This is a genomic window from Kribbella sp. NPDC051952, from assembly GCF_040680855.1.
Classification (GTDB): domain Bacteria; phylum Actinomycetota; class Actinomycetes; order Propionibacteriales; family Kribbellaceae; genus Kribbella.
Genome location: NZ_JBFAXQ010000003.1, coordinates 17,134 through 38,940, shown reverse-complemented (window position 1 = coordinate 38,940; position 21,807 = coordinate 17,134). Strand labels below are relative to the sequence as shown.

Below are 21,807 nucleotides of genomic sequence, written 5' to 3'. Positions count from 1 at the left end.
ACCGGCGGCGTAACTTTCCGGCCCGCCCGCGCATCGGGGTAACCAGAAGCATTACTTCGTACGGCGACCCCTGAGGGGCTGGTCATGTCCGGTCGAACGAGTACCACGCGGTGGATCGCAGCGACGGCCCTCCTGCTGACAGGCGCCGTCCCTGGCGTCGCGGACGCCGCACCCACGGTCGCCACCGCCACCTCGGCAGCCTGCGCCATGGTCGCCGGCTCGGTCACAACCGGCGGCGACCACCCATCCCTGGTGGTGACCGCCACCTCACCGCCGACGTCCTACGTGATCCGCAGCTACCCCGACATCTACCCCGACGGACAGGTCCGGCTGAGCGCGACCATCACGAACGATCCGGACGTCACCGGCACCGGCGGGTTGTACTGGGGCAATGTCGTGATCGGGTCCGCGCTGTACGCCAGCGCCTACTACCTCACCGAGGCCGACGAGGTCGACCGATCGAAGGTCTACCTCTCCAAGGTCGGCGGCGGCTGGGGTGACGCGACCTTCGTCGACACGACCCGGTACTGGAAGTATCCCGATCCCCCGGCGTTCAACATGCAGTACTCGCTGCGCAGCAATGGCACGATCACCCGCTGGGAAGATCGCCCCGGAACTGCCTGGGGCAACAAGCAGACCGCGACCGGGTTCGCCGCGGTCAAGACGATGGCGCTGATCAGCCAGACCGCAACGTACGACACCTTCCTGGCCAACACCCGCGGCGGTGCGCTCTACACGATCCGGCTCCCTCGGACGTCGCCGCTGAAGCCGGTCGTGAAGAAGATCCGCGACTCGACCTGGCAGGGCTTCGAGGCACTGGTGATCGACAAGTGCGGCCAGTACGGAACCGTGCTCCTCGGCATCGACAAGGACACCCACACGGGCTACCTGTACGCCGTCGGCCACGCCAACGGCACCGCCACCGTGATCAAGGGACTCGGCAAGGTCCCGGCGACGTTCGCCGACCCCGTCTACTTCCGCCACGTCCTCCGGCCGGGCGACAACCCGATGCTCTTCGGGGAGTGAACGTCAGTACTGGTCGGGGACCTTCATGTTCGGGCCACCGACCTGCAGGCCTAACGGCTCGGCGCGACCCTTCGGCTCTTCCCACTCCTCCTGGCGGCCGAGAGCGGTCAGGTCCAGGTAGCGGTAGCCGTTGTGGAAGTCCTCGATGCCGCGGCCGAAGGTGGAGTACGTGTGGAACGCGTCGTCGCCGACCCGCAGGAAGGTGCTGATCCCGGGCATCTCCTCGCCGTTCATGTCGTCCGTCCAGGGACCGCCCGTCCACGGCGTACCGGCTGCGGTCAGATCGGACTCGGTGCGGAAGTGCAGCAGCACCGGCGCGACCCGGTTGTCGAGGGTGGCGTGGAAGTCGTAGTTGAAGTCGCTGCCGTACGACGAGTACCACGGGAACGTCCAGCCCAGCCGCTCCTTGAACGCGGCGATCTTCGCGTACGGCGCCCTCGACACGGCCACCAGCGACGTGTTGCGGACGTGCAACTGGCGCAGGTTCCCGATCTCGTCGGCCGCCGACGAGCAGCTCGGACACGCCTCGTCCCAGTCCGGCGCGAGCATGAAGTGATGCATGACCAACTGCGGACGGCCGTCGAACAGGTCGAGCAGGCCGACTTCTCCGTCCGGTCCTTCGAACGTGTACGGCTTGGTCACCTTCTTCATCGGTAACTGCCGGCGTGCCGCGTTCAGCCGGTCCCTGGCCCGGGTCACCTCCTTCTCCAGGGCCAGGAATTCCCGCCGGGCCGCCAGCCACTCCTCCTCCGACACAACCTCCGGCAGATTCCCCATCGTCGTCATCTCACCCTCCATTGGCCTCGGAAGCTTCTCTCACCTCAGTGTCCAGATGTCGCCCCCTGAACCGGACTGAGCTGTTGACCAGCGCACAGTCCCCGGTTAGGTTCAGCGGAAATCGATTTCTCACTCTCGAGTATTTCTCACCGAGTCCTGCCCCGCCCGGAGGAGACCACGCATGCGGAAGCGATTGTTGCTCGTCCTGCCCGTTCTGCTCGGAGCCGCGCTGGTGCCGGCCAACCAGTCGGGACCGGCCCAGGCCTCGGCCGTCCCCTCGCCGGCCGAACGGGTCGCGAAGCTCACCGGTCCCGAGTCGATCAACGACACCGAGGCCCGCTTCGGGCTGAAGGCGACCGACCTCGGAATCCTCTGGGACAACGGCTCCGGCGAGATCCTGTCCGCGTTCGGTGACAGCTACGGCAGTGGCTGGACCGGCCCGGGTGGCGGCGCCGGCGACCAGGCCACGATCGACTGGCGGTGCAACCTGCTCCTGCGCAGCAAGGACCGCAACCTCGCCGACGGCATGACGCTCGACTCGGCCGCCGAGGACCGGCCTGGTCACGCCAAGGAGTTCCTCGACTGCAAGAAGATCGACCGCGACGAGCACACAGTGATCCCGACCGCGGGGATCTCGGTCGGCAAACGCCAGTACGTGCAGTACATGTCGGTCAACTACTGGGGGCCGGCCGGCAGCTGGTTCACGAACTACTCCGGCTTCGCCTACTCCGACGACAACGGCGAGACCTGGACGAAATCCCCGACCGCCCGCTGGCAGAACACCAAGGCGTGGGACGACAACTTCCAGATGGTTGCCCTGGTCAAGGAAAAGGGCTACGTCTACATGATCGGTACGCCGAACGGCCGGTTCGGCAACGCCCATCTGGCGCGGGCCCCGGAGAAGCAGGTGCTGGACAAGAAGGCCTGGCGGTACTGGGACGGCCGGACCTGGTCCCCGCAGGAGCGTGCCGCCGTACCCGTTGCGGCCGGGCCGATCAGTGAGGTCTCGGTCCAGTGGAACGCTTATCTCGGCAAGTACCTGATGATGTATCTCGACGAGAGCCGCGCATCCGTCGTACTGCGTTCGTCGAAGTCACTGACCGGTCCGTGGAGCGGGGAACAGATCGTTGCGCGCGGCACTGACTTCCCGGGTCTCTACGGCACCTTCATGCACCCCTGGTCGTCCGGTCCGGATCTCTACTTCACGATGGCGCAGTGGGATCCGTACAACGTCTTCCTGATGCACACCAAGCTCACCGACGATGGACAGGTCACCAACCTGGTAACGGATCCCGGCTTCGAGGCGCAGGCGGGGACTACGCCGACAGCACCTTGGCAACTGAGTGGTCGCGGCGGCATCGACCGCACGAACCTGGGTCACTCCGGCGCCAACAACGCCTACGTCCGGGACTCGATCGGCGCGCACCAACTCCAGCAGACCGTTGCCGTCCGCCCCAATCATCGCTACCGCCTGTCCGCCTGGATCCGTACCGCGGACAACAACTCCGAGACGATGCTCGGCGTACGAACTCTTCGCGGCCGCACGATCGCGCAACAGACCGGCGGCGCGCATCCGGCGTACACAAAGGTCTCCGTCGACTTCAACTCCGGCCGTGAGTCCCTGATCCAGCTGTACGGCGGCTTCTTCGGCCACGGCCAGGACGTCTGGCTCCAGTTGGACGACGTAGTCCTGGAGGAGCTCGGCTAGTCCGTACGCCGACGCCGGCGCGGGCGGCTGGTGCGAGGACGCACCGGCCGTCGCGGGCCGACCAGGCGCGGGCCGGCCAGCCGGTCCTCCAGCCGACGGGCCTCCCGGCGGATCGGCTGGGCGACGTACTCGCCGAGGATCACGCCCGACGCGAGCGCGACCCCGATAGCCACCGCGCTCGCGAGACCGAAGATCCCGATCAGATTCCCGAGGCTCATCAACTCGTACAGGCCCTTGTAGATCGTCAAGCCCGGCAGTAGTGGAACCGACCCCGACACGACCACGACCAGCGGCGGCACCCCGGATCGGCGGCCGAGCGAGTAGCCACCGAGGCCGACAACGAACGCCGCCGCGGCCGTCGCCCAGGCCGGGCCGAACGAGGCCTTGGTCATCAGCGTGAACGCCATCGAACCCAGCCCACCCATCACCGCGACCGGCAGCAGCGCCCGCAACGGCGCGTACGAGGCGTAGGCGAAGGCGATCGCCATCAGCGCGCCCGCACCGACCATGATCGGCAGCTTCGCCAACTGGATCGTCTCTGCCTCGATCCCGATGCTCAGGCCGAACTTGACCCCGATCGCCAGACCGAGCGACACCCCCGCGATGATGCCGCCGGTCAGCAGCATCGCCTCCAGACTTCGAGCCGCGGCGGTCACGTAGTACCCGGTGATCGCGTCCTGGACCGCACCGGTCAGGGCGATTCCCGCGAGCAACATGATGATGCCGGCGGCAACAACCAAGGACGGTTTCACCGGCGCATGCACGGCGTACAGGATCAAGGCGACCGCGGTTGCGACGAACGCGCCCGCCACCTGCTGGTAGAACGCCGGTAGTCGCTGCCGGTTGAACCAGCGGTTGTTCAGGTCGATCACGATCGCGGTGACGACCGCAACCGCTGTGATCAGCCAGCCACCACCGAGCAGCAGCGTCGCGCCACCCGCCATCACACCCCAGGCGAGGACGGCGCTCCACCGCGGGTACGGCGGTCCCGCCGAGGTCAGCCGGGCCAGCTCACGACTCGCCTCGTCCCGGGTGACCTCACCGCGAGCAAAGCGTTGTACCAGCTGGTCGACGGCGGTCAGCCGGGAGAAGTCCTGTGAGCGGTAGCGGACCAGCCGGAGGTGGGTCTCGGGCGCGACGTCCGGCGCGGCCTGGTACGAGAGCGCCATCGAGGTGAAGGTGATGTCGACCTCACACCCGCGCAGGCCGCCGGCCGCCGTGACGCTGAGGATCGTCGCGGTCGTGTCCGCCGTACCGGCACCGCTGGACAGCAGCACCTCACCGACCCGCAGGGCGAGGTCAAGGGTGCGGTAGACGTCCCGCTGCTCGTCCCGCTCCATCACTCGCCGAGGAGGCGGTGGGCCATCGCCAGGTCGGTGATCAGGATGTTGACCCAGCCTCCGAGCAGCGCGGCCCGGATCGCGGAGAACTTCCGCTCACCGCCGGCCACACCGATCCGTCGCGGTACCGCCAGCAGCTCCTTGGCGGTCACCCCGATGACTCGCTGGTCGAACGTCGATCGCACGAGCTTTCCCTCTTCGTCGAAGAACCGGAAACAGACGTCCCCGACCGCCCCGAGCCGGCGTAGCTCGTCCTGATCGGCCTCGGCGACCGCGTTGCCACTGCGCTGCAGCAGCGGCGACGGCTCCAGGCTGCCGATCCCGACCAGGGCGTCGGTGAGTTGCCCCCACGTGCCCAGAACGTCGCGAACCGACACGTCGTTCATCATCGCGCGCCGGACGGCGGGAGTCCCGACCAGACCCGGCGCGGGCATGTAGACGGGCATCGCGCCGGTCAGCTCCGCGAACCGCGCGGTCAGCCGGGTCGCCTGCATCTGCACCGCCGCGTCACCGAGACCGCCGACGATCTGGACCACCTTGTCCACCACCGGCACGCTCTTGCGCGGCATCCGGTCGACCGCGCTGATCAGCGTCTCGCTCCAGGACGAGATCCCGATCACGTGCCCACCGGTCAGCGTCATGTCGATGTACGCCGCCGCCCCCGAACCCAACGCGGGCAGTACGTCGTCGCCTACCAGCCCGAGCGTGTCCACGACCACCGCGTCCCGCAGCCCGTACCGGCCTTGCAGCTCGTCCTCGAGGTCACTGTGCACGCCGCTCGGCATGGTCACCACGGTGTGCACGATGCCCACCTCGACCGCCTGCTTGAGCATCCGCGACACCCGCGCCTGGGACAGGTTCAGCTCGGCCGCGATCTTCGGCTGCCGGATGCCCTTCTCGTGGTACATCCGGGCCACCTTCGCCAGCAGCCGCAGCTCGTCCAGCCCCGGCTGGCGTACGCCACGATTGCCGTTCACGGTGCCCCCTTCAGGTCAGGACTGGACTATAGGCAGATGTACACGCGCGGTGCGCCACCAGGATCGGGCAGCGGATCGGCCGGAGTGTCGCGCCGCCCGGTCGCGACCACCGAGCCGTCCCGCGGATCCACGATCCGGTAGTCCAGCGGCACCGTGTCGTCGAACACCGGCACCATCCCACCGTGCTCGCGGTAGACGATCAGCATCCCGCCCGGTCCGCTGAGCGCCCGCCCCGAGATCACCCGGGTCCAGTCCGGGGTCATATCAGTCGTCGGCAATCCGGCCAGGATCTGTCCGAGGAGTCCGACGTACGTCGATCCTTCGAAGTCGACCGCCTCCCGCCAGCCTGCGCCCGGGGCGACGAAGTAGTCCGAGTGACCGGGCTCGTCGGGATGCAGCCGCCACTGCCACAGACTGCCCGCGCCGTAGACGACCCCCATCGTGCCGCCCGCACACAGGTTGCTCCACGCCTCATGCCCCTGCCACCAGCCCGCAGCGACGCCGGTCCGGCCGGTGTTCTCGTACGTCGGTTCGCCGTTCGCGACCGCCCGCACCGGCTCGTTCCGCCACATGTCCGCGACCCGCGCTTGCACGTGTTCGCCGGTGTGACCGGTCTGGCACCACTGAAAATCCAGCCAGTCGGCGTCCTGGTGAGCGTGCGCGTGGATGTGCGGCCGGTAGTGGATGCCGGTCGGCTGCCCGTAGCAGTCGACCGCGTGGACCTCGGCCCCACCGGCTGCGACCTGCGGTTCCGCGCCGGTTCCGTCCCCGCCGACCAGGTAGATCGCGGGCTGAGCGCCGTATCGGGCGACGAGGTAGCGGCAGTAGTCTCCGTACTCGGTCGGCGGTACGACGGTGCCGGCCACGTCGAGGCCCTTCCAGCCGAAGCCCTGGAAGACGGGCTGGAGCACGGGGACCAGGCCATGCTCGACGAGGATCCCGAGCAGCTCGTCGAGGTACCGGAAGTACTCGTCGTTGGGCTTGAGCAGGTGGCCGTCGGCGAGGTCCTCGAAGCCGACGTCGAAGCCCTCGTCCTGGGTCCTGTCGCGTGGACCGACCGCGCGCATATCCGGCTGGACGGTCATCAGCAGGACCGCGTTGAACCCCTTGGCCTGCCGGTCGGCGGCGTACTCGCGGACCTGATCGGGTGTCGCCCGCCACGGCAGCGCCCAGGCGGTGTCCGCGACCAGGATCGCCGGCGTGCCGTCGGCGTACACGAGGCTGCGGCCGCCGGGCGACATCCGCCAGAAGCCGTGCCGGTAGAACGGGTTGAGCTCGTCCGTCGGCGCGGGAGCGATGTCGAGCTCACCACCTGTCCAGGTCCAGCGTCCGGGGTCGGACGCCGCGAAGCGCACCTTCCGGGCGTCGCCGTCCCTGAAGGTCGGCCGCCGGAGCCTGCGGCCGCTCTCGTGCTCGAACTCGATCCACTCGTCGGCCGGGGACACCGGGAGTTCGATCGACCGCCAGACGACTGAGATGGACATGACACTCCCGAAGGTCAAAGTTGCCGATAAACTGGCGGACGCAAAGCAAGACCACACGTGCTCTGGGGTCGGTGAAATTCCGAGCCGGCGGTGACAGTCCGCGACCCGTACACCCGCAAGGGTGTCCGGTTGACCTGGTGGAACTCCGGGACCGACGGTGAAAGTCCGGATGGGAAGACGCACGTGGCAGTCTTCGCGGTGCCGTGCGACCTGTCATGTCGCGCGGTCTGTGGAGCCTGTCGTTGCCCCGGAGTGCTGACGAGAGCACTGCCGAGAGGACAACGATCGTGAGCACCGCGACAACACTCGACACCATTCAGCACGCCGTCGACCAGCTCGCCGCCGGGCGACCGGTCGTGGTCGTCGACGACGAGGACCGAGAGAACGAAGGCGACCTGACGTTCGCCGCCAGTCTGGCCACGCCCGAACTGATGGCCCTGCTGGTCCGCCACACCAGCGGCTACGTCTGCGCACCCGCCGCGGCGGAGATCCTGGACCGGCTCGAGCTCCCGCTGATGGTCCCGGACAACCAGGACAGCCTGCGGACCGCGTACACGATCTCGGTCGACGCGAGTACTGGCGTAGGCACTGGTATCTCGGCCGCCGACCGGGCCCGGACCGTCCGCGTCCTGGCCGACCCGGCGGCACAGCCCGCGGACCTGATCCGGCCCGGTCACATCCTCCCGTTGCGTGCGGTCGACGGCGGGGTCCGGCAGCGGCCCGGTCACACCGAGGCCACCGTCGAACTCGTCCGGCTGGCCGGTCTGCCGCCGGTCGGGGTGATCGGCGAACTGATGAACGACGACGGCACCCTGATGACCGGCGCCGACCTGCGCGCGTTCGCCGACACCCACGACTTCGCGATGATCTCGATCGCCGACCTGGTCACGTACCTGTCGTGACCAGGCGCCGGGCGGCGTCCGCGATGCCGTCCGGCGAGAGCCCGTACCGGTCCAGCAGGAATCCGGCCGACCCCGTCGGGGCGAACTCGGGGAACCCGAGGATCGACACCCTGGCCGGATGATGCTGTACGACGGTCTCCGCGACGGCACCACCGAGTCCGCCGGCGATGACGCCCTCCTCGGCGGTCACGATTCCGGCCGTCTCCCGCGCGGCCGTGACCACGGCGTCGGTGTCGAGCGGCTTCACCGTCGGCATCGACACGACCCGGGCCGAGATCCCTTCTTCGGCGAGCCGTTCGGCCGCGGCGATCGCCCGCCACAGCACGGTCCCGTTGCTGATCAGCGTCACGTCGTCGCCGTCGCGAACCGTGATCGCCTTGCCCAGCTCGAACTGGTAGTCGTCGGCGTAGACCTTCGGCACGCTCATCCGGCTGACCCGGATGAAGACCGGCCCGTCCGAGGCCGCCGCCCACCGCAATGCAGCTGCCGTCTCGATCGGGTCGGCCGGCACGATCACGGTCATGTTCGCGATCGCCCGCAGCCAGGCGACGTCCTCGATCGAGTGGTGCGTCGGACCGAGTTCGCCGTACGCGACGCCCGGGCTCATGCCGCAGAGCTTCACGTTGGTGTTGGAGTAGGCGACGTCGGCCTTGATCTGCTCGAGTGCGCGGGCGGTGAGGAAGCAGGACGCGGCCGAGACGAACGGGATCCGGCCGCCGTTGGCCAGCCCGGAGGCGACGCCGACCATGTCCTGCTCGGCGATGCCGACGTTGATCAGCCGGTCCGGGAACGCCTTCCGGAAGCTGTTGAGCTTGCTCGATCCGACCGAGTCGTTCACCACGCCGACGATCCGGTGATCCGCGTGCGCGAGCTCGGCCAGGGTTTCGACGTACGCGTCCCGGCAGTCGTAGCGCGGCTGGTCGGCGATCGAGGACGTCTGGACGATGGTCATGCCGGCTCCTTGGCGTATCCGGGAACGACAGCCTCCAGCTCGGTCAGCGCCTGCTGGAACTCCGCCGCGTCCGGCACCCGGTGGTGCCACGCGACGTTGTTGCTCATGAACGAGATCGGGTGGCCCTTGTGCGTATGGGCGATGACGAACGTCGGCTTGCCCGGCCGGAACGGTACGGCGGACAGCACGTCGAGCAGCTCGCCATGGTCGTGACCGTTCACCTCGACCACCGCGAACCCGAACGCGGCCGCCTTCTCCGGCAGCGGATCCAGGTCGTTGGTCTCCTTGGTGGTCGCGCCCTGCTGCAGCCGGTTTCGGTCGACGATGACCGTCAACCGGTCCAGCTGGTACTGCGAGGCCGCCATCATCGCTTCCCAGTTGCTGCCCTCCTGCAGCTCACCGTCACCGACCAGCACATACGTACGGCGCAACGAGACGTCGAGCTTGGCCGACAGCGCATGCCCGACCGCGACCGGCAGCCCGTGCCCGAGCGGACCGGTGTTGGCCTCGACGCCGGCCACCTTGGTCCGGTTCGGATGCCCGTTCAGCGCGGACAACGGCTTCAGGAACGTCGCGAGCTCCTCGACCGGCAGGAAACCGTACGCGGCCAGCGTCGTGTAGAGCGCCCCGGCCACGTGCCCCTTGCTCAGGATGAACCGGTCCCGCTCCGGCGCGTTCACCGTGCCGGGCGAGATGTCGAGAACCGCGCCGTACAAGGTCGAGAGGATGTCGATCGCGGAGAAGTCGCCGCCGATGTGCCCGGCACCGGCGTAGTGGACCAGCTTGAGGTCCTGGATCCGGATCTGCCGAGCCACCTCGGCGATGTGCGCGACCTGCTCGGAGCGGCTGCTGTGGATCGGCAGCCGCCCGAGCACGGGCATGGTCGTGTGCTCGACCGTGAGCGTCATGCCAGCTCCGCCATCGAACTCAGCAGGACCTTCTGCACCAGCTTCTGTGCGGCCAGTGCGTCGTGCGACGCCTGCGCCGCGGCGAGCGCCTCGTCATCCAGTACGTCGAGCGCGTGGTGGATCGCCTTGAGGAAACGGATCGCCTGCTTCGCGGCCTCGACACTGTCCTCACGGAACGGGAACTGGTCCAGCTGCCAGACGCCCTCCCAGTTGTTCTTGCGCAGGGTGTGGAAGAACTCGAAGGTCTCCACCAGGTGCACCGAGCCGACCACCATGTCGTCGTCCCAGCCGCGCATGTTGTCGTTCACGTCGATCGCGAACAGCCGGTTGTAGTCGATCGCCAGCTGCGCTGCGTCGGCCGGCGTCTCCTGGCCGTACAGCGAGTGCCCGAAGTCGAGCAGGATGCCGAGGTTCGGCAGGCCGATCTTCTCGATCCCGAGCAGCGTACGGGCGACGTTCGGAAAGATGATCTTGACCCGCGGCTCCCGCGGCTTGTACTCGATCACGAAGTTGATGTCGGGGTGCGCCGAGACGAGCTCCTTCAAACCGTCCAGCGCCAGGTTCCAGATGTCGTGGTAGTTGACCTGGAACGGATAGTCCCAGCCGTCCTGGCCGGGCCAGAGCTTCACGTACGAGCAGCCCAGGTCCTTCGCCAGCTCGGTTGCCTGGTGCAACAACTCGAGTGCCTGCCGGCGGACCTTCGGGTCCGGGTTGGTCAGCGATCCCTTGACGAAGTCGCGGGTGTAGATCTCCGGCGTGATCGCGATCGCCGTGAGGTTGTTCCGCTTCAGCGCGTCCTTGACCTCGTCGAGGGTCCCGTCGTACCCGGCGAACGGCCAGTTCAGGTCGACCACGGACAGATCGCCGACCGCGCCGGCCCGGTCGATCTGCTCGAGCAGCCCGACCGGCGGACCGTAGCCGTCGGTGGCGTAGCGGTCCTTGTAGGTCGCGAAGTGCCAGATACCAGCGCCGAAAACCGGCAGGTCGGTCATGGTGTTCTCCTCCATATGTGGTCAGCCCTTGGTGGCACCGGCGGTCAGGCCGCCGACGATCCAGCGCTGGAGCAGGGTGTAGGCGATCAGGATCGGCACCACGGCAATCAGAATGCCCGCCGCGAGGCCGGTGTTGTTGTTGGCGAACTGGCCCTGGAAGTTCAGCAGCCCGACCGGGATGGTCTTGTGCGCGTCCGAGTTGAGCAGGATCAGCGCGAACAGGAACTCGTTCCAGGTCGCGACCGCGTCCAGGATCGCCACCGTCACCAGGGCCGGCAGCGACAGCGGCAGGATCATCGTGAAGAACACCCGCCAGTTGCCGGCACCGTCGACCCGGGCCGCCTCGATGATCTCGTCCGGGATCTGCCGGAAGAACGACTGCAGCACCAGGACCTCGAACGGGATGCCGAAGGCCAGGTACGGCCCGATCAGCCCGAACAGGCTGTCGGTCGCGCCGAACGACCGCATCATGATGAAGACCGGGACGATCGTGATGTAGATCGGGATGGTCAGCCCCAGGAACACCGTGAACATCACCGTACGGCGGAACTTCATCCGCAGCTTGGCCAGCGCGAACCCGAGCATCGCCGAGACCAGCACCCCGAGCGGCACCTTCATCAAGGCCAGCAGCGCGCTGTTGCGATAGGTGGTGGCGAAGTTGCCGATCCCCCAGGCGTCCTTGAAGTTCGACCAGGTGAACGCGTCCGGCCAGGACAACGGGCCGTTCCCGATGAAGTCCGACAACGGCCGGATCGCGGTGATCACCAGCAACGCCAGCGGCGAGATCCAGAAGATCGCCGCCACCGCCAGGACCAGCGTCATCACCAGGCCACGCCGGCTCTTCGGCTTCTCCCCGACGGGATGGGCTTCGACGGTGTCGATCGGGACCTCAACCCGAGCGGGCGCTATCGAGGTCATGACGCCTCCCGGGTCTGCGAACGTACGTACGGGATACCGACGGCGACCGCCACGAGGGTGATCACGACCGCGATCGCGGTGCCGTAGCCGGCTTGGTAGTACTGGAAGACGTTGAAGTACATCCACGTCCCCATCACCTGCGTCGACGTACCAGGTCCGCCGTACGTCATCGCGTAGATCATGTCGAAGACCTTGAACGAGTCGATCAGCGAGAGCGCCAGCACGATGTAGTGGGCCGGTCGCAGGCTCGGCATCGTGATGTGCCAGAACTGCTGCCATTTGGTCGCACCGTCGACGGTCGCCGCCTCATAGAGCTCGTTCGGAATCCCCTGCAGGGCGGCCAGGTAGAGCAGCATCGGGAAGCCGGTCCGCAACCAGATCGCGGGCACCATCACGGCCCACAACGCGGTCGAGTCCTGCCCGAGCCACGGTTGCGCGAGACCGTCGAGCCCGATGATCCGCAGGAACGAGTTGATCGCGCCGTACTGCGGGTTGTAGAGCCAGCCCCAGATCGAGGCGATCGAGACCAGCGGCAGCACGGCCGGGGTGTAGAACACCAGCCGCAGGATCGGCTTGCCGTGCACCTTCCCGTTCAGGGCGATCGCGAGCGCGAGCCCGATCACGGTCGGCACCGCGATCGTCACCACGGTCCAGATCAGGTTGTTCCGGACCGCGGTCACGACGACCGGATCACTCGGCAGCTTGAAGTAGTTCTCCAGGCCGACGAACTTGTACGTCGCGCTCAGTCCGTCCCAGTTGGTCAGGCTGAACCAGAGCGACGACACCGCCGGGTACACCAGGAACGCGACGTACACCACCAGAGCAGGTAGCGCGAACAGCCACGGTGACCACTTGCCACCGCGTTTGACCTTGCCCGGCGGGGCCTTCGTGAGCGCGACGGTCGCCATTGCGGCTCAGCCCTTCGCCCAGGTGGAGACGATCTCCTGCATCTTCTTCGCCGCTTCCTCCGGCTTGACCGAGCCCTGCAACAGGTCGCTCTGCACGCTGAAGTACTGGTCGGCCTGCTTCTTCGGGAACGCCTGGTCCTGGATCGTGTAGAACGGGTTGCCGCCGTACTTCTGCGACCACTCCGCCGACAGCGGCAGCGTCTTCGGGTCGGGCTCGGCACCCTTGACCGTGGATGCGCTGACCTGCATGGCCTTCTGTGTCGCGGGCTGGACGATGAAGTCGATCAGCGCCGCGGCCTTGTCGACGTTGCCGGCCTTGGCGTTGATCATGTAGCCCTCGACGAAGCCCGAGTGCCGGGCCGGGGTCTTGTCGGTCGGCAGCTCGAAGGTGCCGAACGCGGCCGGGCTCTTCTTCGCGGCCAGGATCGCGCCCGCCTCGGTCCACGGTCCGGTGATCGTGTACGCCGTCTTGCCCTGGACGTACGCCGGTTCGATATCGGCCGGGTCGAGACCGAGAGCGCCCTGCGGCAGCCACTTCTTGTCCTGCCACTTCTTGAACAGCGTGAATGCCTCGACCACCTCGGGCCGGTCCCAGCTCTCGTCGCCGGTCAGCAGCTTGTCGTGCAGCTCCGGACCCGCGGTGTGCTCGAGCAGGTACTCGAACAGCCGCATGATGTCCCAGCCGTACTTCCCACCGAGCCCGGCCGGCGTCACACCGACCGCGATCAGCTTGTCGTTCAGCGCTTCCAGCTCGGCGTACGTCGTGGGCGGCGCGCTCACGCCGGCCTTGGCGAACAGCGACTTGTTGTACCAGGCACCGATCCCGAGCGAGACGAACGGTACGCCGGACTTCACACCGTCGAACGTCATCCCGCTGATCGCCGCGGTGTTGATCTTCGAGTCCCAGCCGTACTTGGAGTAGTACGGCGACAGGTCGAGGGCCTGCTTGGCCTTCGCGAACGGGCTGCCGATCTGACCGCCCCAGATCCGCCAGACATCTGGGCCCTTGCCGCCGAGCAGTTCCGTGCGCAGCTTGTCCGGGTACACCGCCGCACCCGAACCGGGCAGGCTGTCGACCGTGGTCGTCGTACCGTTCTGCTCGTCGAACTTCTTCACCTGCGCCTTCAGCAGGCCGATGGTCTCGTCGGCCTCGTAGGTGAACAGGCGCAGGTTGTTCGTGGTCGCGCCGGTGGAGCCGCCGCTACTGGTGGAGGCACCGCCGCCGGTGCACGCGGACAAACCGACACCGGCTGCCGCGGCGGACGTCAGGCCGAGGAATCCCCGGCGGGTGAAGGAACGCGTCATGACTCACTCCTTTGCCGGTGGAACCGGCGGATCTTGGCGAACATGTCCTCCAGCAGGAAGCGGACGTCGACCTGTTCGACCACACTGATCGGGTTGTTCGTGCCGGGCAGGTACCAGCCGTCGACGCCGAACCGGGGCGCCGGCCGGACGCGGAGGTTCCCGCTGGCCGGGTAGAGCATCAGGGCGATCGCCGGCGAGTCGCCGAGGGACCGGGACTCGATCGGCTCCCCGTGCCAGGTCGCGTTCCACTCGTGCAGCTGATCGATCAGGTACTTGCCCAGGGGACCGGCGTCGCCGATCTTCTCGTCCAGCTCGGCGTAGCTCACCGAGACCTTCGTGTACACATCGCTCGGCACCTGCCAGACGGTGATGCCGGAGCCGAACACCACGTTCGCGGCGTGGATGTCGTTCGACAGGTTGAACTCGATCCCCGGGTACGACGTGTGCCCGTAGTAGCCCCGTCCGCCGATCCAGATCACGATCACGTCCCGGTGCACGATCTCCGGGTCGAGCAGGATCGCCGAGGCCATCTCGGTCAACGGCCCGAGGAACGAGACGTACAGCGGATCGTCCTTCGAGGCCAGCTTCGACTCCTCGATGATCAGCTGCGCACCGGGCGAGTCGAGCGGGGTCTGCTCGTCCGGGATGCCGGTCGGCGCGCCGTTCGCGACCGGGACCTTGCCGGTCAGGTCCATCAGGTCCAGCAGCAGGTCGATCTCCTCGCGGGACTCCTCCATGCTCCGGTCGGACCGGCGGGTGCCGAACTGCGCGGCGATCAGGCCGCGGATGTCGAAGGTCGGCGACAACAGCCCGTGCACGATCGCGAACTGGTCGTCCGCCTCGTTCTTGGCGTCCGTGTTGATGATCACCCGGCGTCTACTCGGCTTCACCCTGCGGCCTCCGGTTCCTGTGCGCTTTGAATAGATATTCAGTCATGCATATCCTGTCGCCCCGAGTGTCACCACCCGGCTAGAGTCCCGTCAAGAGCTCGGTTGAAAGTTGGAGGGAACTCGATGGTCGAAGCGGTGCTGGCGATCGACCAGGGCACGACGAATTCCAAGGCCGTCCTGGTCGGTGCGGACGGCCGCGTACTGGGGACCGGGTCGGCACCGGTCGGCCTCTCGACGCCACATCCGGGCTGGGCCGAGCAGGACGCCGACAAGCTGTGGGAGAGCGTGCTGCAGGCGATCGCGTCCACCGGTCCCGTTGACGTGGTGGGGATCGCCTTGTCGACGCAACGCGAGTCAGTCGTCGGATGGAATCAAGCCGGCGAGGCCGTCGGGCCGGTGATCGGGTGGCAGGACGTACGGACCGCCGCGTGGTGCTCGTCGTTGCCTTCGACCGTGGACGAGCTCGTCCGGGCGCGGACCGGGCTGCGGGTGGACGCGATGTTCTCGGCTCCGAAACTGCACTGGCTACTCACGGAGACCGGCGCGGATCGTGTTGGCACAGTGGATTCCTGGCTGATCCATCGGCTGACTGGTTGCCGTGAGCACCTGACCGACGCCGGGAATGCCGGTCGTACGTTGCTCTACGACGTACTCGACCTCGACTGGTCGCCTTCGTTGCTTGAGGCATTCAACGTGCCGCGGTCCGCCTTGCCGGAGGTGCGGGCTTCGAACGCTGGATTCGGCGTGACAGCAGGGGTTCCGGGACTGCGTGACGGGATCCCGATTGTCGCCGTACTCGCGGATTCGCATGCGGCGATGTATGGGCAAGGGTGTGTGCGGGCCGGGATGGTCAAGGCGACGTACGGGACCGGGACGTCGGTGATGACTCCGGTGGACGCGTTCGTACCGGATGGTTGCACGTTGGCGTGGCTGACGGATCGGCCGCTGTACGCGCTGGAGGGGAACATCGTCTCGTCGGGTGCGGCGCTCGCCTGGACTGCGGAGTTGCTCGGATTGCCTGATGTTGGTGCGCTTGTCGCTCTCGCCGCCACGGTTCCTTCTGCGGAGGGCGTCGTACTGGTGCCGGCGTTTGCTGGGTTGGGGGCGCCGCATTGGGATCGCGAGGCGCGCGCGGCGTTGACGGGGATGAGCAGCTCGACCACGCGCGCTCACATCGCACGGGCGTGCGTCGATGCCGTCGCGCATCAGATCTGCGACATCACCTCGACGATCCCGGGCGGGGCGCAGAGTCTGCGTGCCGACGGTGGTGCGACTGTGTCCGACCTGGTGATGCAGACGCAGGCCGACCTTCTCGGTCACCCGGTGGAGGCTGCCGATGTCGCAGAGGTGTCCGCGCTGGGCGCGGCCGAGCTTGCGTGGTCCACGTTGGGCGTGACCACGGGCTGGGCCGCGCGGCGTACGTACCGGACGTTTGAGCCCAGGATCGACGACGCCGCGCGGGCCCGGCTCCGGGCTCAGTGGGCCGGAGCGGTCGCGTCCGTTCGGGTCAGGCCAGCCTGATCCGGAAGATGGCGACGCGGGCGTTGTGGTCGTCGACGTTCATCGGGACCACGCTCGTGTTGACCAGGTCGAGCTGGACCGAGCCGTCGCCGGGCAGCCAGTTGATCCGGTCGATGCCCTCGGGGAAGACCTTGTGCTCGGTGTCCTGGCCGGTCGCGTTGTCGTAGCCCGGGTTGTTGGTGTCCGCGGTCCAGATCACCAGGTGACCCTTGTCGTGGTGGGCCATCACCCGTTCGCGGTGGGTCTTCTTGTGCAGGTCGTACTCGTCGCGCAGGTTCGGGCTCTGCTGACCGTTGTACGCGCCGTGGATGTAGTGGGTGTTGATCAGGACGAACTTCAGCCCCGGGTGCGCGTTGTGCTCGACGACGACCTCGTTGATCCAGCGCGGCGGGGAGATGCCGGGGACCTTGGGGTGCACGAAGGTCGGCTTGGAGTTGATCACCTTCCACGGGGTCGGGACGGAGATCGGCACGCGGTAGGAGCCGGGGTCGTTCAGGAATTGGTTGTCGTAGGCACCGCCGAAGCTCTGCGCGATCATCGCCGGCTCGCCGCTGTCACCCTCACTGATCTCCTGCCACCCGACGAACGGCCGGTTCCCCGGGTCACCACTACGCACAGCCTGGATCGCGGGGCCACGCGCCGGAAGGTTCTTCCGCCCGATGTTGGCGGTGATGATCGGCAACCGAAACCACTCCGTAGCCGCCGACGCGGCTTGAGCCCCAACCACAGACCCAACCGACGCAACCCCAGCCAACGCCCCACCCCCAAGCATCAGCACCTGCCGCCTACTGAACCGCTGAGCCATAACTACCTCCACAAGATTCCGGCACAAACCGGAGGGCGGGTGTCCTGTCGACGCCTACGACGGAAGCTCCTACCCCCTGGTTCCCCCGTTTCCCCATTAGCCGGCTCTAACCAGCCCCACCCCAACCACCCCAACAACCCCACGCCCCAGCCCCAGCAACCACCCTCCCCACCTCCCAACACCCCGCCCCGCCCCCGCACCTCACCACCCAGCACCTCGCCCGTCGCCGCGTCCTCGTCCCCATACGCCGGCCCGTCCCCGACCGGATGTGGGCCCCTCCCCACTCCTGTTCTTTGTTCTTCCTTGTTCCCTTTCCTCCTTGCAACCGGCGTCCGGGTGGGGGTGACCGGATGTGGACGGAGATCGCTTTCCGTTACAGGTTGACTCGTGGAATCCGCCCACCTAAGGTTGCGACCACAAGCTACGGAAAGCCCTTTCCCAGGCTTACAACGAGGGAGAACGTCATGTGCGAGTACGAGCCGGGCACCGCCGTGGCTCTGCCCGGCGGCATCGGCGTCTCGTTGCTGACGGTGTACGACGTCGAAGCCCCCGACGGCCTGGCCGGCGGATCGCCCCACGTCCACCTGGCCTGCTCCGAGGGCTACTACGTGATCGGCGGCTCCGGCGCAGTCCAGACCCTCAACCCGAGCGGCTTCACCGAGACCCCACTACAGCCCGGCACCGTGCTCTGGTTCGACCCCGGCACGATCCACCGCCTGGTCAACCATGGCGGCCTCCAGATCCTCGCCCTGATGTCGAACTCCGGTCTCCCCGAAGCAGGCGACGCCGTACTGACGCTCCCGCCGGAGCACCTCACCGACCGGGAGACCTACCTCAAGGCGACCGCACTCACCGGCGGAGATGCGGCCAGGACCCAGTCGGCGATGACCCGGCGCAACCTCGCACTCGACGGCTTCGCCGTACTGCGTGAACAGTACGAATCGACCGGCCCGTCAGCCCTGGACGACTTCTACGCCGCGGCAGTCCGGATCGTGCAGCCACAGCTGGCGGACTGGCGGAAGCGTTGGGAGCAGGGCGCCCGCCGCCTCGCCGACGAAACCGGCGCCGCGCTGGACGCCCTCGAAGCCGGTACGGCGCCACACCTCCAGACCGCCGAACTCCATCGAATCCCCGCCCCCACCGAGTTCGGCCGGCACGGTATGTGCGGTCGCCTCGACGTCTACGACATCACTTCGTGAGAGGCAAAACAGTGAACGAGCGACGCGTCGGCATCGTGATGAACGGCGTCACCGGCCGGATGGGCCTGCGCCAGCACCTGGAGCGTTCCATCGTGGCGATCCGCGCGCAGGGCGGCCTGCCCGCCGCCGACGGCACGATGATCATCCCCGAACCGATCCTGGTCGGCCGCAACGAACTCAAGCTGCGCCGGATCGCCGAGGAGTACGACCTGACCCGGTGGACCACCGACCTCTCCGAGGCGCTGGCCGAGCCGGACGTCGAGATCTACTTCGACTCCCAGCTGACCCAGCTGCGCGAGAAGGGTGTCCGCGCCGCGGTCGAGGCCGGCAAGGCGATCTACTGCGAGAAGCCGATCTCCGAGAGCCTCGAGGCCGCGGTCGACCTGGCCCGGCTGGTACGGGACGCCGGGCTGAAGAACGGCATCGTCCAGGACAAGCTCTCGCTGCCCGGCCTGCGGAAGCTCAAGCGACTCGTCGACGGCGGGTTCTTCGGCCGGATCATCTCGGTCCGCGGCGACTTCGGCTACTGGGTCTTCGAGGGCGACTGGCAGGAAGCGCAGCGGCCGTCCTGGAACTACAAGTCCGAAGAGGGTGGCGGCATCATCCTCGACATGTTCTGCCACTGGCGGTACGTGCTCGACCAGACGTTCGGCCAGGTCAAGTCGGTCTACTGCCAGGGCGCGACCCACATCCCGACCCGGGTCGATGAACAAGGCAACGAGTACGCCGCCACCGCGGACGACGCGGCGTACGGCGTGTTCGAACTGGAGGGCGGGATCGTCGCGCAGATGAACTCGTCGTGGGCGACGCGGGTCTTCCGGGACGAGCTGGTCGAGTTCCACGTCGACGGGACCGAGGGGTCGGCCGTCGCCGGGCTGCGGAACTGCCGGGCGCAACACCGGTCCGCGACGCCGAAGCCGGTGTGGAACCCGGATCTGCCGGCGACGGAGAAGTTCCGCGACCAGTGGGCGACGGTGCCGGACAACGAGGTGTTCGACAACGGGTTCAAGGTGCAGTGGGAGATGTTCCTGCGGCACGTCGTCGACGATGCGCCGTTCACGTGGGACTTCCTCGAGGCGGCGAAGGGTGTTCAGCTCGCCGAGCTGGGTCTGCAGTCGTGGCGCGAGGGCCGCAAGCTGGAGGTACCCGAGCTCGACCTCGGAGGTCAGCTGTGAAGCTGAAACTTCCACTGGACGGCAAGCTGGAGACATATCAGCTGGTCGGTGAACCGGTTGCCCAAGGCACGTATGCGCCGTCGAGCTCCCGGTTGGCCTTCGCCGCCGCACACGTTGTCGCCGATCCACTGGCCGACAATTCGCCGGGCGCACCCGCGGTCATCGACTGGGAACACACGCTGGAGTTCCGTCGGCACCTGTGGTCGTTGGGCTTGTCGGTAGCCGAGGCAATGGACACCGCCCAACGCGGCATGGGCCTCGACTGGGCCGCCACCCAAGAGCTGATCCGCCGCTCAGCAGCCGAAGCCCCCGACGGCAGGATCGCAGTCGGGGTGGGCACAGACCAGCTCACCACCACAGGACGACCCACCGCGGGCTCCACCCCTTCCTCCCCCCGGACCCCCTCTCCTTCCCCTGACCACGGTTCCTTGGATGCGGTGGTTGGGGCGTACGAAGAACAGCTTGCGTTGGCTGAGGAGGTTGGGGCTCAACCGATCTTGATGGCCAGCCGGGCTCTCTGCGCGGCGGCCGAGTCCCCCGACGACTACCGCAAGGTGTACGACCGGCTGTTGAGTCAATCCACCCGACCGGTCATCTTGCACTGGCTGGGGTCGATGTTCGACCCCGCACTCGACGGCTACTGGGGCAGCGACTCGCTCGACACCGCAGCTGATGTGGTCGTTGACCTCATCAACGACAACACCGCCAAGGTCGACGGCATCAAGGTCTCACTCCTCGACGACGCTCGTGAAGTTGCCCTGCGCAACCGCCTCCCCGAGGGCGTCCGCCTCTACACCGGTGACGACTTCAACTATCCCGCGCTGATCAAGGGCGACGACAACCGCCACAGCGACGCCCTCCTAGGCATCTTCGCCGCAATCGCCCCAGCCGCCGCAGCCGCCTTGGAGGCCCTCGACGACGGCGACCTCGACACCTACGACCGCGTCTTCGCACCAACCGTCCCCCTGGCCCGCCAGATCTTCTCGGCCCCGACGTACTACTACAAGACCGGAATCGCCTTCCTGGCTTGGCTGAACGGCTACCAGCCCGGCTTCTCAATGGTCGGCGGACTCCAGACCGGACGCTCACTCCCACACCTGGCTGACACCTTCCGCCTCGCCGATCAAGCCGGCGTACTGACAAATCCCGAGCTCGCGGTGTCCCGGTTCCAGCAACTTTTGCGGGTCGGCGGAGTCGACGCGTGAACCGCTACAGCTTGAACCAGGCAACGACCAAGTACTGGCCGCTCGAGGACGTCGTCGCAGCCAGCGCCAAGGCCGACCTGTCCTGGATAGGCCTGTGGCGCGAGCCGATCCAGGAGTACGGCGTCGAGCGGTCCGCCCGCCTGGTTGCGGACGCGGGCCTGAAGGTCTCATCGCTGTGCCGGAGTGGATTCTTCACCTCGACCGATCCGGCCGAACGAGCCGCGAAGATCGAGGACAACCGCCGCGCGATCGACGAGGCCGCGACGCTCGGGACGTCCGTACTGGTGCTCGTCAGCGGCGGGCTCCCGCCCGGCTCGCGTGATCTCGAAGGCGCCCGGTCGATGGTCCGCGACGGCCTCGCCGAACTGGCGCCGTACGCGCAGGAACGGGGGGTGAAGCTCGCGGTCGAGGCGTTGCATCCGATGTTCTGCTCGGACCGGTGTGTGGTGTCGTCGCTGGCCGGTGCTCTTGAGCTCGCGGAGCAGTTCCCGGCGTCGCAGGTGGGCGTGATCGTCGATGCCTATCACCTGTGGTGGGACGCGGACGTCTATCGGCAGATCGACCGCGCCGGCGAGCGGATCCTGTCGTACCAGGTCAGCGACTGGGTGGTGCCGCTGCCGGCGGACATGCTGCTCGGGCGCGGAATGATGGGCGATGGCTCGATCGAGCTCCGCAAGCTGCGCGAGGCCTGTGACGCGGCCGGGTACGACGGTCCGATCGAGGTCGAGATCTTCAACCAGACGCTGTGGGACGCACCGGGCCAGGAGGTCTTCGACCTGGCGCTCTCGCGGTACGAAGAACACGTCATCTGAGGA

General features: G+C 67.5%; 20 protein-coding genes and 1 riboswitch. Of the genes, 8 read left to right on the top strand and 12 right to left on the bottom strand.

The window, feature by feature from the left end; translation table 11 throughout:
• Positions 1 to 84: 84 nt before the first annotated feature.
• Positions 85 to 1,026 carry a hypothetical protein gene (locus AB0L70_RS07250; RefSeq protein WP_363681005.1) on the top strand — a complete coding sequence of 314 codons (942 nt, stop codon included), beginning with the start codon at positions 85 to 87 and terminating at the stop codon, positions 1,024 to 1,026.
• A 3-nt stretch (positions 1,027 to 1,029) separates the two neighbouring features.
• On the opposite strand, the gene AB0L70_RS07245 is transcribed toward AB0L70_RS07250, so the two are convergent.
• Entirely contained in the window at positions 1,030 to 1,812 is a 783-nt protein-coding gene (locus AB0L70_RS07245) for a DUF899 domain-containing protein (protein WP_363681003.1), read from the bottom strand.
• Positions 1,813 to 1,984: 172 nt separating this feature from the next.
• Between AB0L70_RS07245 and AB0L70_RS07240 the strand changes: the two genes are divergently transcribed.
• Positions 1,985 to 3,511 (top strand): DUF4185 domain-containing protein, encoded by a 1,527-nt coding sequence (locus tag AB0L70_RS07240; RefSeq protein WP_363681001.1) that lies wholly within the window; start codon positions 1,985 to 1,987, stop codon positions 3,509 to 3,511.
• Here the strand turns inward: AB0L70_RS07240 and AB0L70_RS07235 are convergent.
• The 3 genes from AB0L70_RS07235 to AB0L70_RS07225 are packed head-to-tail and all read right to left on the bottom strand — an operon-like array spanning position 3,508 to position 7,312.
• Complete coding sequence (locus AB0L70_RS07235) at positions 3,508 to 4,851, bottom strand: threonine/serine exporter family protein (protein WP_363680999.1); 1,344 nt, start codon at positions 4,849 to 4,851, stop codon at positions 3,508 to 3,510. The genes AB0L70_RS07240 and AB0L70_RS07235 overlap by 4 nt on opposite strands.
• On the bottom strand, positions 4,851 to 5,828 hold the full coding sequence (locus AB0L70_RS07230) for a sugar-binding transcriptional regulator (protein ID WP_363680997.1): 978 nt from the start codon (positions 5,826 to 5,828) through the stop codon (positions 4,851 to 4,853). Before AB0L70_RS07230 ends, AB0L70_RS07235 begins: the two co-directional genes overlap by 1 nt.
• Before the next feature lie 26 nt (positions 5,829 to 5,854).
• Positions 5,855 to 7,312 (bottom strand): DUF4038 domain-containing protein, encoded by a 1,458-nt coding sequence (locus AB0L70_RS07225; protein WP_363680995.1) that lies wholly within the window; start codon positions 7,310 to 7,312, stop codon positions 5,855 to 5,857.
• Between the two features lie 53 nt (positions 7,313 to 7,365).
• Positions 7,366 to 7,499, top strand: a riboswitch (FMN riboswitch).
• 100 nt (positions 7,500 to 7,599) lie between these two features.
• Between AB0L70_RS07225 and ribB the strand changes: the two genes are divergently transcribed.
• Positions 7,600 to 8,214, top strand: a complete 615-nt coding sequence (ribB, locus tag AB0L70_RS07220; protein WP_363680993.1) for a 3,4-dihydroxy-2-butanone-4-phosphate synthase — start codon at positions 7,600 to 7,602, stop codon at positions 8,212 to 8,214.
• On the opposite strand, the gene AB0L70_RS07215 is transcribed toward ribB, so the two are convergent.
• From AB0L70_RS07215 to AB0L70_RS07185, 7 genes are read right to left on the bottom strand one after another with little or no spacing between them, the layout of a single operon-like run.
• Complete coding sequence (locus AB0L70_RS07215) at positions 8,198 to 9,166, bottom strand: transketolase family protein (RefSeq protein WP_363680991.1); 969 nt, start codon at positions 9,164 to 9,166, stop codon at positions 8,198 to 8,200. The two genes, ribB and AB0L70_RS07215, sit on opposite strands and share 17 nt — an antisense overlap.
• The gene (locus tag AB0L70_RS07210) at positions 9,163 to 10,074 is read right to left on the bottom strand and encodes a transketolase (protein WP_363680989.1); all 912 of its coding nucleotides are present in this window, start codon (positions 10,072 to 10,074) and stop codon (positions 9,163 to 9,165) included. The genes AB0L70_RS07215 and AB0L70_RS07210 overlap by 4 nt, the downstream gene beginning before the upstream one ends.
• Positions 10,071 to 11,066, bottom strand: a complete 996-nt coding sequence (locus AB0L70_RS07205) for a sugar phosphate isomerase/epimerase family protein (protein ID WP_363680987.1) — start codon at positions 11,064 to 11,066, stop codon at positions 10,071 to 10,073. Before AB0L70_RS07205 ends, AB0L70_RS07210 begins: the two co-directional genes overlap by 4 nt.
• Before the next feature lie 21 nt (positions 11,067 to 11,087).
• Positions 11,088 to 11,984 (bottom strand): carbohydrate ABC transporter permease, encoded by an 897-nt coding sequence (locus tag AB0L70_RS07200; RefSeq protein ID WP_363680984.1) that lies wholly within the window; start codon positions 11,982 to 11,984, stop codon positions 11,088 to 11,090.
• A complete protein-coding gene (locus tag AB0L70_RS07195; protein ID WP_363680982.1) occupies positions 11,981 to 12,892 on the bottom strand; it encodes a sugar ABC transporter permease in 912 nt (303 codons plus the stop codon). The genes AB0L70_RS07200 and AB0L70_RS07195 overlap by 4 nt, the downstream gene beginning before the upstream one ends.
• Before the next feature lie 6 nt (positions 12,893 to 12,898).
• Positions 12,899 to 14,197, bottom strand: a complete 1,299-nt coding sequence (locus AB0L70_RS07190; protein WP_363680980.1) for an extracellular solute-binding protein — start codon at positions 14,195 to 14,197, stop codon at positions 12,899 to 12,901.
• Positions 14,194 to 15,087 (bottom strand): nucleoside hydrolase, encoded by an 894-nt coding sequence (locus AB0L70_RS07185; RefSeq protein ID WP_363680978.1) that lies wholly within the window; start codon positions 15,085 to 15,087, stop codon positions 14,194 to 14,196. Before AB0L70_RS07185 ends, AB0L70_RS07190 begins: the two co-directional genes overlap by 4 nt.
• 123 nt (positions 15,088 to 15,210) lie before the next feature.
• Here AB0L70_RS07185 and AB0L70_RS07180 point away from each other — a divergent pair, with 123 nt between their 5' ends.
• Complete coding sequence (locus AB0L70_RS07180) at positions 15,211 to 16,608, top strand: FGGY family carbohydrate kinase (protein WP_363680975.1); 1,398 nt, start codon at positions 15,211 to 15,213, stop codon at positions 16,606 to 16,608.
• On the opposite strand, the gene AB0L70_RS07175 is transcribed toward AB0L70_RS07180, so the two are convergent.
• On the bottom strand, positions 16,595 to 17,290 hold the full coding sequence (locus tag AB0L70_RS07175) for a hypothetical protein (RefSeq protein WP_363680973.1): 696 nt from the start codon (positions 17,288 to 17,290) through the stop codon (positions 16,595 to 16,597). The two genes, AB0L70_RS07180 and AB0L70_RS07175, sit on opposite strands and share 14 nt — an antisense overlap.
• A 587-nt stretch (positions 17,291 to 17,877) precedes the next feature.
• Between AB0L70_RS07175 and AB0L70_RS07170 the strand changes: the two genes are divergently transcribed.
• From AB0L70_RS07170 to AB0L70_RS07155, 4 genes are read left to right on the top strand one after another with little or no spacing between them, the layout of a single operon-like run.
• Positions 17,878 to 18,612, top strand: coding sequence for a cupin domain-containing protein (locus AB0L70_RS07170; RefSeq protein ID WP_363680971.1), 735 nt, complete (start codon positions 17,878 to 17,880; stop codon positions 18,610 to 18,612).
• Positions 18,613 to 18,623: 11 nt separating this feature from the next.
• Complete coding sequence (locus tag AB0L70_RS07165) at positions 18,624 to 19,787, top strand: Gfo/Idh/MocA family oxidoreductase (protein ID WP_363680969.1); 1,164 nt, start codon at positions 18,624 to 18,626, stop codon at positions 19,785 to 19,787.
• Entirely contained in the window at positions 19,784 to 20,992 is a 1,209-nt protein-coding gene (locus AB0L70_RS07160) for a dihydrodipicolinate synthase family protein (protein ID WP_363680967.1), read from the top strand. Before AB0L70_RS07165 ends, AB0L70_RS07160 begins: the two co-directional genes overlap by 4 nt.
• Positions 20,989 to 21,804: a sugar phosphate isomerase/epimerase gene (locus AB0L70_RS07155; RefSeq protein WP_363680965.1), complete on the top strand. Its 816-nt coding sequence runs from the start codon at positions 20,989 to 20,991 to the stop codon at positions 21,802 to 21,804. Before AB0L70_RS07160 ends, AB0L70_RS07155 begins: the two co-directional genes overlap by 4 nt.
• Positions 21,805 to 21,807 lie beyond the last annotated feature (3 nt).